Consider the following 12,406-nt stretch of genomic DNA (forward strand, 5'->3'; position numbering starts at 1 on the left):
ACTATATCTCCTTGTGAGTTAATGTATCCCCACCTTTCGTTTAATTGTACTCGGGCTAAACCTTCCATCAAAAGCCAAGCACCATCATATTTACAAGGGATAACTTCGTGTCCTTGTAGGTTAATAAATCCCATTTTACCATTTTTTTTAACAACTGCTAAACCTTCATTAAAACTAGAAATCCAATCGTACTTGCAAGGTGTTATTTCTTGCCCTTGTGAGTTAATAAAGCCCCATTTTTCGTTTAACTTGACTTTTGCTAAACCTTGCTCAGAATTTAGAGCGTCTTCATATTTGCATGGGGTTACTTCCACTCCATTTTGATTGATAAATCCATACTTGCCATTTAATTTTACTCGGGCTATCCCTTCATAAAAGTCCCAAGCTCCATCATATTTACAAGGTGTGATTTCCTGCCCTTGCACATTGACATAACCATACTTCCCTTTTATCCATACTACTGCTAAATCGTCTTTGAAATTAAAATCTTTTTCGTATTTACAAGGTATAACTTCCTGCCCTTGTGTATTAACACAACCATATTTATGGTTCAATACCACTTTGGCTAAACCTTTGTAAAAACCATAAACCCAATCATATTTACAAGGTACGATTTCCTGCCCTTGTATATTGATATAACCATATTTACCGTTTAATTTTACTCGGGCAAAACCTTCGCTAAAATCAGAAGCTTCGTCGTATTTACAAGGTATAACTTCCTCCCCTTGCATGTTAACATATCCATATTTATCCTTCAAATTAATCACAGCTAGCCCTTCTCTGAAATACTCAATGTTGTCATATTTGCAAGGTATAACTTCCTGTCCCTGCCTATTGATATACCCCCACTTGCCGTTAAATTCTACTGCTATTAGTCCCTCACTAAAATACGTAACTGTTTGGTTATACTTACAAGGTACTATTTCCACCCCATTTTGGTTGACAAATCCATACTTGTCATTTAATTTTACTTTGGACAAACCTTCGTTGAAAGCCCAAGCATAATCATATTTACAAGGAATGACTACTTCACCTTCGGCAGTACGAAAACCGTATTTACCTTGTTCATCAAAATAAGGCATGACTGTTATGGGTTTATTTATTTTATTTATTTTAGCGCTGCTTCTTTGAATTTCTACATCGCTGGTGGTAGAAGGCAATAAAGAATGTATTGTATTTGACCAATCTGCGGCGCTTATTTCAAAGTTTTCTTTATCCAGAACTTCCAAAAAAAGAGCTTGTAAAGGTTGAGGTAGTGTTGTAAAGCGTTCGTGTTCAACTAAAACTTCTTCAAAATACGTTCGCTTCTGTCCAAAACAAAATAAACGCTCTTTAATAGCATTCGCAATATCTTTTATATTTTCATACGGTGGCTTAAATCTGCTCACAGCAAAAGGATGTATACCTACCAAAATGTGGTAAAATATCACTGCCATACTAAACACATCTACAAAAGGTCGCAAAACTACTGCTTGAATATCCATGTTTTGATAACTTGGAGGTAGGTATTCAGGACTGTATTCCAAAGCCGAAAATAGTTTTTTGCCATTATTGATAACTTGTACGTTATCAAAATCTATTAAATAGGCTTTACCTGCGTAATTAAAAATAAAATGTTCAGGTTTGAGGTTACCATGTACGTATTGTTTGTTTTCATGGAGTTGTGCAATAGCTGTGGCAATGTGATAGCATACAGTTAATCTTGCTTTGAAACTACTAGCACGATTGCGGTCAAATTTTTGATATTGAGAGATATCAGAAGGGTTTATTTTTTGAGTAGAGAAGTTGGGTTCGCTTAAATGTGCTACGGAGTAGCCCTTTGTATAAGGCATTAGAATGCCATTGACATTGTGTTGTAGGTCATACACTAAATCTTGCATCCATACTAAACAAGGGGACTTTATTTGCAGAACAGGATTATTTTGGCAAAGGTATTTGAGTTTTTCAATTTTTTCTTGTGTAATTTGATGAGCATGATAGAGTTTTACACAAAATTGTGTGTAACTTTTGGGACTTTGAATGCGATAAATTTCTGCTTGATTGTCTTGATATATAGGGGTATTATACAAAGTTAATTCAATTAAAGTTTTTTCTTTACACACTAAAACTTTCATAGTACAAAGATAAAAAGTTTTGATTATACAAGGATACTCAAAAGGTTGAAAATTTACTCCTCCTTCAAAAAACAATCTGTTTCTTGTAAAAAAATTAGAGCCACTATGGAACGTTAAAAGTTTTTTATTAAATTTGAAGTATCTTTTACATTCTGGAATTCATTACTTCACTGATGAAAACAGTTTTTTATCGCATACTAACATGTTTTTTGGCGCTTCGTTTTACCACTGCTTATGGACAACTAACGTGGCAAAAAATAGATAGTATTGCATATAAAATATATGTAGAAGACTTCCCCGATAGTGCAATTCTCTTGTATAAAAAACATTTACCTGCTATCAAAGCAGAATATTCAGAAAGTAGCTTGCCTTACCTGACTTTTATATCCCACCTAGGGTATGCATACAATATAAAACAACGCTATACTCTTTGTGATAGTTTATATCAATACAGTATTCAAAAATTAAAAGCTGCTAACTTGGCGCAGACAGACATTTTTTGTGAAACTGTAAATAATTATTTTACAAGTTTGTTTGAGCAAGGTAAGTATTTAGCCGCAGAGGGTGTGTACAAAAAGTATCTTCCTAACCCCGATAGCGTACGTTCATTATCTCAACGTTCTACTTTGTTCAACAATCTAGCTTGTTTGTATGATGGGTTAGGCAAGAGTGATGAGGCAATAGCCCTTTTTCAAAAATCATTGTTAATACTGGAGGAGCAGAACATGAGTGAAAGTGAGCAGTTCGCTTCTACTATAAACAATATGGCTTTATGCTATAAAAGAATGGGAAACTATCCAATGGCAGAAAAATTGTATGAAAAAGCAAAGGAAATTAGGTATGAGGTCATAGGTGAAGCAGATACAAGGTATGCTAATACGTGTAACAATATAGCTGCACTTTACAGTGCCCAAGGTAAAATTCAGGAAGCTATACTAATGTACCAAAAGGTTGAAAAATTACACCTTGATAATGGCAGAAAATTTACTAAAGAATATGCTTTCGTATGTAACAATCTTGGCGCTATGTATGCCCGAACAAAGAACTACAAACTAGCTGAATACTATTACACTACTTCAAAAAACATCAGAGAAAAGATACTTGGAAAAAACAGCCAAGATTATGCCCAAAGTTGTTCTAACCTAGCTTCGTTGTATATTCTTACAAAAAAATTAGACAGTGCTAAAAAAGAGCTCAAAAACGCAATAGAAATAATACAAAAAAATGAAGGTAAATCAGGACCGCAACATATCAAATATCTCCATAACCAAGCTGAAATCTACTTTGCGGAAAAAAATTTTTCCAGTGCTGAAAGCTTATTAGTTGATATCATTGCCAATGCAAAAAAGCTATTTCCCGACAATCATCCGCAAATGAGTGCATTCAAAAAAAGTCTCGCTAAAGCATATAAAAATCAAAATAAAGTTGATTTAGCGGATAAATTATATTTGGAAATAATAGATGCCAAAATAGCAGAAATCAAACAAAATTTTTCAAACTTATCTCAAAGTGATAAGGAAAGCTATATTCAAAGAAACTTAAATGATTATCTTTCTGAATTTTATCTTCACGTAGCACTTCGCCATAGTCATAACCCACAGCTTGCACAAAAAGCATTTGATGTAGCTAATCTTACCAAAGGAATGGTTATCAATAGCTCTAACAAAGTTAGAAAAGCTTTGCTCAATAGCAATGATACCAGCCTTACTCAAACATTTCTTAAATGGCAAAACCTACAAAAAGAAATTGTGAAAATAACTTCAATGACATTAAATGAGCAAAAAAAACGAAAAGTTAATTTAGATAGCTTAGTGCTTCTCTCTAATCAGTACGAAAAGAAACTTTCATATGCCGCTGATTTCAAAAGCATAAAAGAGAACGATAATGTATCTTATGCAGATATTCAAGCTAAGTTAAGTGCTAAGCAAGCGGCAATTGAGATTATACGCGTACAAGATGAACAAGAAGTACTATATCTTATTCTGATTTTGAAAAAAAATTGTCCCACTCCTGATGTGGTTGTTATTCCTGGCGGTCAGCGTTTAGAAACAGAGCACCTAGTCAATTACAAGCGAAGTATAAGACACAAAATTCATGACCCGCACAGCTACAATGTTTTCTGGAAGCCCATTCAAGAAAGATTACAAGGTATCAAAAAAGTTTATATTTCTAACGACGGAGTGTATCATCTTATTAACTTAAATACCCTACAAAATCCTGTTACTAAAGCGTATGTTATGGATGAAATAGAAATTACGTATTTAACTAACACAAAAAATCTGGTTCTTAACGTGGTGCACTCAAATCAAAAAGATACGAAAAAAACAACTTACCTTGTTGGGAACCCTACTTTTGAAATCAATAGCACAATTTCCGTTAAGCCAGATAGCTTGAGAACTTTTGATAATCTATATCCTTTACCTGGATCGGAGCAGGAAGTGCTAAGTATAGCAAAAATAATTCCAAATAGCACCGTTATTATTGGGGCGCAGGCTACAGAAAGCAAAATAAAAGAAATTGTTAAAGATGCCCATATTTTACATGTTGCTACACATGGATATTTTGAAATGCAAAAAAACGACAATCCAATGTTTAGCATGCTCAATGCGGGTATTTTATTAGCAGGGGTTGTGGATTATGGCAAGAGAACGGACTTAAATATAAGTACAGAAGAGGATGGAAAACTAACTGCTTTTGAAATTATGAACATGGAATTAAACCACGTTGAGCTATTTACGCTATCTGCTTGTGAAACAGGAGTGAGTATATTTAACGAGAACGGAATTTATGGCTTACAAAGAGCCTTAAAAATTGCGGGTGCGGCAAGTATTATTACAAGTTTGTGGAAAGTAGATGACCAAGCCACACAGTTACTCATGTTCAAATTTTATATGAATTGGCAGCAAAAAAAGATGAATAAGTCCTCTGCCTTCATAAAAGCGCAGTATGAGGTACGCAAACAATATCCCGAACCTTATTACTGGGGTCCTTTTGTTATGATACAGTAATTAGGTCTAAAAAGTAATTTTTTGGGCGTGCCCCTTGCTGGCGCAAGGGTCGGGGCATTCCGCACTGCGCTTTCGCTTCGGTGCTTCGCTAACGCTGCGCACTGCCTAACGGCATGCTCCATGCCCCTCACGCAAATGACCTGTGCAATCATGTCTTTACCTTGTTTAAGCTTGAAGTACAAGTACTTACAAGCTAAAACTTTGCATAACACACAGGGAAACGATTTTTTCAGAGATTCCTTGCGTGAGGCATGCGGAGGGTGGGCGTTAGCCCAGTGCGGAGCGCAGCGTAGCACCGAAGCGTCAGCGTAGCCCGTAGCACGCCGACCTTGTGGGCAAAAGCCCACAAGGGCACGCCCAAAAAACTAAAAATCTATCGTATAACTTAACACAGGAAAAAATCCTAATTGATATTCGTATACAATCCGGTCTGTGGTTACATCATAACTTTGTGTGAGAATATTCTGAAAATTAAAGACATTCGCCGCATCAAAAGAAACTTTGTGTGTAACCTTAGTCGTATTCTTTTGTACACTCAAACGTATATCTACACGCCTGTACATAGGAAATTGCAAAGTATAAGCAAGCTCATCAATATACACAGCTTCCCGTTTTAGACGAGATTTTTCTATGTCAATGGGAGAATAACGCATACCGCCCGCCACAGAAACCCGCCCACTTATCCCAAGTATAGTAGTTTTCTTTTTGCCCACTTTCCACTCTTTACCTGCCAAAACATTACTGATGTAGGTGCCATCAAAAGCCGTATGCCGCCATACTTTATCACTACCTTGATACTCTGAACGATACACGCTTAACGTACCTAACAAATAGTAACCCTTGTAAAAGAAACGTTCATAAGTGAATTCTATGCCATAGTTTCGCCCAATTCCCGTATTCACTAATCCCGTAGGCGGAGCTACTAATCTAAAATTTGCCCCTAAATTAAGTAATGAATAAGAGGAACTGGTATCCGTTACAGGAATGCGTGAAAGTGCTTGGTAATACGTTTCAATTCGTAAGCGAGAAGCAATGTTAATCTTCCATTCATAACCTGCTACAACATGATGACTGCGAGACATTTTTAAGTTTTTTTGGACATACTCTCCTGCGTCATTTGTTTGAAAATAAACATAAATAGGCTGAATTTGGTGGTGTAGTCCATATCCTACGCGTATGCTATGCTTAGGCTTGAACTGCCATTGCGCACTGGCACGAGGTTCTATTACATTTTCTTTTGAAAATACAAAAAACTGTTGATGTATTCCAATGCTTGTAGTTATCTGCTCTGTTAAACGGCTTTTGAGCATTATGTAGCTCTGCTGCATGCCTGTAACACCTTGAAAGTTGGTTTCAGTAACAAATCGGTTGCGCGTACCGCCGTAGTAAGTACTATCTACTAAGTGTAATCGCCAAATTGTGGTCATTATGCCCACACGAATATTGTGCTTAGCACTAATTTTATGATGAACAAAAGCATGTACATCTTGTTTGACCTGCCAAAAATTGTTACGGTAGTTGGGAGAAGCCTTTTTGTCAACAGGATTGATAGTATCATGACGGCTGTACATATCACTGCCTGAAATTGCGGCAATACATTTGAGATACGTTTTTTCGTTAATGTGCTGCAAACGGGATAGACCTAAAACACCCATTTTGGAACCAAAATACCTATCTCTACCTGTGCTACCAAAAGTCCAATCATTAGTGTCGCGTTTGCTTTCTAGTATAGTAATATCGCTCTTTCCTGCAAGATTAAATACTGTCCAAACACCTTTTTTAGTGGGCATATTAAGCTTAAAAGTAATATCCTGATAGTATGGTGTTCCTGATACACCAAAAGGGATACCTAATTTCTCTAATATCTGTACTGTGGAATAACGATAGTTGACCAAAAAAGAGGATTTTTTTCCTTTTTTGAAAGGACCTTCAGCAAGTAATTCTGTACCTAACACGCCAATAAGTCCTGAAAATTCATATTTTTCATTGTTCCCATTGCGCATACGTACATCAAAAGCAGCGGCAATGGCATTACCATAGTCTGCCGTAAAAGCACCTGTCATAAAATCGGAATTAGCTAAAACACGATTGTTAAGCATTGAAACGGAACCGCCTGTGGTTCCAAATAAAGCAAAATGGTTAGGGTTAGGAATGTCAATGCCTTCATAGCGCCATAGCACGCCCAATGGACTATTTCCTCTGATAATAAGGTCATTACGAGAGTCATCACCGCCCCGCGCACCTGCAAAATTACTTGCCATACGAGCTGGGTCATCTCTGGTACCTGCGTAACGACTAGTTTCATCTATACTAAATGTACGCGTACTAATTAAAGCCATTTCATTATTTACTTGGTCTTTACTATTTCCCTCTACAATTACTTCGCTAGTTTGAGTAATCTGCTCTTCTAATTCTATGGTAAGCACGGTTTCTTTGGCTGAAGTCAATACAATTCCTTTTAATACTGCGGGATAATAGCCCGTTAACTTTACTATTACATCTACACGCCCTATGGGAATTTGTGTAAGTCTGAACGTACCTTCTGTTTCTGTGGTAGTATGGGCTATGATAGTAGTATCATTATTTTTGGTACATATTACGATAGCACCAGGCAAAGTAGTTTGTGTTTCTTTGTCTAATACCGTTCCCCTTATAGTTTGGGTTAAAGTTTGTCCAAAAGTGTGCACAGCAAGTCCGATCAGCAGGATAAAAACGAATGGCTTCATAAATTTTAAGGTTTAAGTTGATATTTTTGCTTATATTTTTGGTATAACTCAGTTTGAATGCTGGTCAGTTGAATTTCTTTACCTTGCACAAAAGCTTTGTAGAGAGTAGAACTTTTCATGTCAAATACATCGCCTTCGGTCATGATTAAGGTAGCTTCTTTACCTACTTCTAAACTACCCACTCTATCGGCTATACCTAGAATTTGAGCGGCATGTAAAGTAATAGATTTAAGTGCTTCTTCGGCAGGTAGACCATAAGCAATAGCAGTACCTGCTAAAAAAGGCAAATTCCTTTGCTGCCAAAAACCCTCCAGAGATAGACAGAACTTTACGCCTGCATCATGAAGAATTTTAGGTTTTCTAAATGGAAGGTCTATATCTTCATCTTCATGGTCAGGTAGACTGTGTATGCGTTCTAACACGACAGGTATTTTTTTATCTGCTAATATTTTGGCAATTTTCGAGCCTTCACTTGCGCCTACTAAAACCAATTTGAGAGAATACTTTTCTGCTAACTCCAATGCAAGGTAAATTTGTTTAAGTTCATTAGCGCGGGCAAAAACAGGAATTTTCTGTTCAAAAACGGGAATCATTGCTTCCCAACGTTGGTCAGTTTGAGTGATTTTATTAGCTTTTTTAGCTACTGCGTAAGCATAAGCCTCTTCAAATGCTTTGAACAGTTCTTTTACACTTTTATCTTGATTTTCTTTTTGCTTACCTTCTTTATCCTCTCCGTATATTTTGAACGAAGGTATATTGATATACATGGCATCGTTTGGTTTAAGTGTGGCATCTTCCCAGTTCCAGCCTTCTAAATACATAATAGAGGATAATCCTGAAATTAGTCCTGCTGTGGCAGCCACTTGGGCGATTAAAATACCGTTGTAGCGAACCGTAGGAATGATTTTAGAATCAGTATTGTAAGCAATCTGAGTACGTACATTTGGAGTAATATTACCCACTTCAGCATAATCACGAGTAGCTCTTGCTGCTTCTATTTCTGCTAATCCTAAAATAGTATTTGGGGCAATAAACCCTGGATAAATATGTTTACCTTGTGCTTCAATAACTATTGCGTTCGTTGATGGATTTTGAACAGTACCTATTTGAGTAATTTTACCATTCTCTATCCATATATCGCCTACAAAAGTACCTTTGTCTGATGCAGTATGCAAAATACCTTGCTTTATCCAAATAGGCGCGGATTGTGGGGGAGCAGGGATGGGCTGTTGAGCAAAACTGCACGCAAATAAACATGAGAAGAAACAATTAAACCATTTTTTCATACATTTGAGTAATTTCGTATGCAAGATAGCAAAAAATAAAAAGAACCTGACTTTTGCCAGGTTCTCTGCTTAACGTCGAGATGGCGAGATTCGAACTCACGACCCCCTGCTCCCAAGGCAGGTGTGCTACCACTGCACCACATCTCGAACCAAAATTGTGCTGCAAAGATATAACAAAATATCAAACTTGTCAAGAGGACCCTGACAACATTTTTGATGTATAAAACTTAAATAATGTTTTTACTGCAATGCTAATCATTTGCACTTCTTTGCGTAATATAGTAGTTTTGCAGTATTCTTTATGTCTAACCTCAATGAAAAGCAGGAATTTGCAGTTATTTACAGCATATATGAGCAAGCTCCATTAGGCTGTTTAATTTCTGCCCATTTGGTTAATGTCCGTTCCGATAATACGCTTAGCTTGGTAGCCCGCAAAATCAACAAGCAAAATTTAGTAGACTTTGAACCGTATTTAGACGAAACTGACAAAAAAATCATAGAACTGATAGAACATATCCAATGGAGTTCATTAGTCCGCAAAACCATAGGAAAAGACCTTTCCATTGAACAATTTTTCAGTGCTAAGTACCACACCGAAACCCGAGAACAGTATATTAGACAGCTGCTTCATAAACAAATGTCGCTCATTTTACCCTTGTTAGAAAACAAAAATCTGTATATCATGGATTCCGATGGTTACCCCGCAGGTAAAAAAGTCAATTTCAAACCCCATTATGCCACAGTTCGTTTTCACTTTTTCAAAAATGAACAAAATACACATTACTACCCTACCCTACGATACAACAATGAATATAATATTCAACTGCATGCGCATCAAACCAAAATTCTACTTTATCAGCCTGGTTACATTTTAGTAGACACAAACCTGTATAAAGTTGATCCACAAGTGGACATTCAGAAGCTAATACCTTTCACTAAAAAAAACCGAATGATAATTGATGCTAAACAAGAAGCCATATTCTACGATAAGTTTGTCCGTAATTTGATTGCGCAGCACGATGTTTTTGCCAAAGGTTTTGAGATTACAGAACACAAAGAAAAACCTCAATTTATTTTAGAACTTTCTCAACCTAATGAACATCAAATAAATCTTTACTTCAAGGTAAAATATGGCAATTTTGAGTATGATATCAGTCCTGACAGTAGTGTAAAAGTAGAACTTACTCAACAAAACAATACTTATCACTTTATCAAAGTTTATCGTGATAACCATGCTGAGAAAGAAATTTACCAACAAATACAAAAACAGTTTTCGCAGAATTTAGTAGGTAGTGCATTGTATTTACCCCGTGAACAAGGCTTAGCTAAAATAAATGAGCTTTATGTGTGGCTAAAAACAAAAAACATACAAGTAATTCAAATTCCATCGGATAAATTTCCTGTATTGCAGTTAGAATATCCTCAAATTTACATAGAAGCGCAGCAAAATACTGATTGGTTTGGCATCCGTGCCATAGTTAAGTTCGGCGAATTTCAAATTCCACTGATAAAATTACGAAAACATATTCTTAACCGCATTCCTGAATATAAATTGCCTGATGGCAGCGTAGCCATTATACCCCAAGAGTGGTTTTCCAAGTTAGAAATAATGTTTCAATTAGCAGAAAAAAATGAGGTAGAAGATGAAATTCGCTTATCGCACTATCATAGTTACATTGTGCAGGATATACAACAGTTGGATGCTCGCCCTACTAAAGAAAAGATACGGCATTTAGTAGAGAATTTTGAGAAAATAGAACCTGTGTCTCCTCCCAAAGAGTTCAAAACGGAACTGCGCCCCTATCAACAAGCAGGTTTAGATTGGTTTTATTTTTTGAAAAAATATCGTTTAGGGGGCTGCTTAGCTGATGATATGGGCCTAGGTAAAACTATTCAAACCATAGCCCTTTTATGCAAAGAAAAAGAACTCGGCGCTCAACTTCCCAGCATGATTGTGATGCCCACCTCTCTATTAGAAAATTGGCGAAGAGAATTATACAAATTCGCACCGCACCTTAAAATAATCATCCACAACGGTCCAGATAGAGAAAAATACAATTACCACCGCTTTTTGTACTACGATTTAATTCTAACCACTTACGGAATTGTCCGCAACGATGCAGATTTTTTGAGTAAAATTCCTTTACATTACTTAATCTTAGATGAAGCCCAAAATATCAAAAATATGCACTCTTTGGCAGCACAGAGTGTTAAAAAGCTACAAGCTAACTATAAACTAGTTTTAACAGGAACGCCGATAGAAAACTCTACTATGGACGTATATTCGCAAATGCAGTTCTTAAATCCAAATTTGCTCGGCGAACCAACTTTTTTCAAAAATTATTTTGCTATTCCCATTGAAAAAAACAAAGATACCTACAAAGCACAATTACTTAAAACCTTACTCAAGCCCTTTCTACTGCGCAGAACTAAGCAGCAAGTAGCCAAAGACCTACCTGAAAAAGTAGAGCAAGTTTTATATTGTGAAATGTCAGACAAACAACGCGAATTGTATGATGAGGTCAAAAAGTATTACCGCAATTTGATTTTTAAGCAAATAGAAGAGGAAGGAATTCTCAAAACCAAGTTTAACATTTTGCAAGGTCTTACCCAGCTTAGACAAGTCGCTAATCATCCCAAGTTGGTATTTGAAGACTATGCTGAAAGTTCAGGAAAGTACGACCTGCTTATAGAAAATGTATGTAATCTAATTTCAGAAGGACACAAGGTATTGGTTTTTTCTCAATTTGTGAAGATGCTCACTTTGTTGCGGCAAGGTTTTGATGCACTTGGTATTACTTACGCTTATTTAGATGGACAAACCCCACAGCATCAACGGCAAAGGCAGGTAGATTTATTTCAGCAGCAAGAAGAAACCCGATTATTTTTAATTTCTCTCAAAGCGGGAGGTGTAGGGCTCACGCTTACTGCTGCGGATTATGTTTTTATTGTAGACCCTTGGTGGAATCCTGCCGTAGAAGCCCAAGCTATTGACAGAGCGCATCGTATTGGACAAAATCAAACAGTATTTGCTTACAAAATGATTACTTTGGACACCGTAGAGGAGCGCATTGCCAGTATTCAGCAGCACAAAAAGCAACTCATTGAAGATTTGATTATTACCGAATCCAGTTTTGCTAAGCAACTTAGTGTGGAAGATATTCAGTTTTTATTTTCTTAATTTTTTGGGCGTGCCCTTGCCCACACTTCGCTGCGCTTGTGTGGGCAAGGTCGGCGTGCTACGGGCTGCGCTGACGCTTCGGTGCTGCGCT

6 protein-coding genes and 1 tRNA gene are annotated in these 12,406 nt (G+C 36.7%); 2 read left to right on the forward strand and 5 right to left on the reverse strand.

Annotated elements, in window-relative coordinates:
• Positions 1–2,114 (reverse strand): WG repeat-containing protein (locus NZ519_06940; GenBank protein ID MCS7028489.1); only part of this gene is annotated, 2,114 nt, incomplete at its 3' end.
• Between the two features lie 173 nt (positions 2,115–2,287).
• Here NZ519_06940 and NZ519_06945 point away from each other — a divergent pair.
• Positions 2,288–5,122, forward strand: coding sequence for a CHAT domain-containing protein (locus NZ519_06945; protein ID MCS7028490.1), 2,835 nt, complete (start codon positions 2,288–2,290; stop codon positions 5,120–5,122).
• Here NZ519_06945 and NZ519_06950 read toward each other — a convergent pair.
• The 4 genes from NZ519_06950 to NZ519_06965 all read right to left on the reverse strand — a co-directional run bounded on the left by NZ519_06950 (position 5,092) and on the right by NZ519_06965 (position 9,281).
• Positions 5,092–5,469: a hypothetical protein gene (locus tag NZ519_06950; GenBank protein MCS7028491.1), complete on the reverse strand. Its 378-nt coding sequence runs from the start codon at positions 5,467–5,469 to the stop codon at positions 5,092–5,094. The two genes, NZ519_06945 and NZ519_06950, sit on opposite strands and share 31 nt — an antisense overlap.
• Before the next feature lie 18 nt (positions 5,470–5,487).
• A complete protein-coding gene (locus NZ519_06955) occupies positions 5,488–7,848 on the reverse strand; it encodes a TonB-dependent receptor (GenBank protein MCS7028492.1) in 2,361 nt (786 codons plus the stop codon).
• Between the two features lie 5 nt (positions 7,849–7,853).
• Complete coding sequence (locus NZ519_06960; GenBank protein MCS7028493.1) at positions 7,854–9,158, reverse strand: amidohydrolase family protein; 1,305 nt, start codon at positions 9,156–9,158, stop codon at positions 7,854–7,856.
• A 51-nt stretch (positions 9,159–9,209) separates the two neighbouring features.
• Positions 9,210–9,281: transfer RNA gene (locus tag NZ519_06965), tRNA-Pro, on the reverse strand.
• A gap of 154 nt (positions 9,282–9,435) precedes the next feature.
• Between NZ519_06965 and NZ519_06970 the strand changes: the two genes are divergently transcribed.
• Positions 9,436–12,315 carry an SNF2 family helicase gene (locus tag NZ519_06970; GenBank protein MCS7028494.1) on the forward strand — a complete coding sequence of 960 codons (2,880 nt, stop codon included), beginning with the start codon at positions 9,436–9,438 and terminating at the stop codon, positions 12,313–12,315.
• Positions 12,316–12,406: the final 91 nt, after the last annotated feature.

It is taken from the genome of Bacteroidia bacterium (assembly GCA_025056095.1).
In the GTDB taxonomy this organism is placed as follows: Bacteria; Bacteroidota; Bacteroidia; order JANWVE01; family JANWVE01; genus JANWVE01.

Coding starts and splice junctions, on each gene's coding strand:
- NZ519_06945 (MCS7028490.1), top strand. CDS start 2,288: ATGAAAACAGTTTTTTATCGCATACTAACATGTTTTTTGGCGCTTCGT.
- NZ519_06955 (MCS7028492.1), bottom strand. CDS start 7,848: ATGAAGCCATTCGTTTTTATCCTGCTGATCGGACTTGCTGTGCACACT.
- NZ519_06970 (MCS7028494.1), top strand. CDS start 9,436: ATGTCTAACCTCAATGAAAAGCAGGAATTTGCAGTTATTTACAGCATA.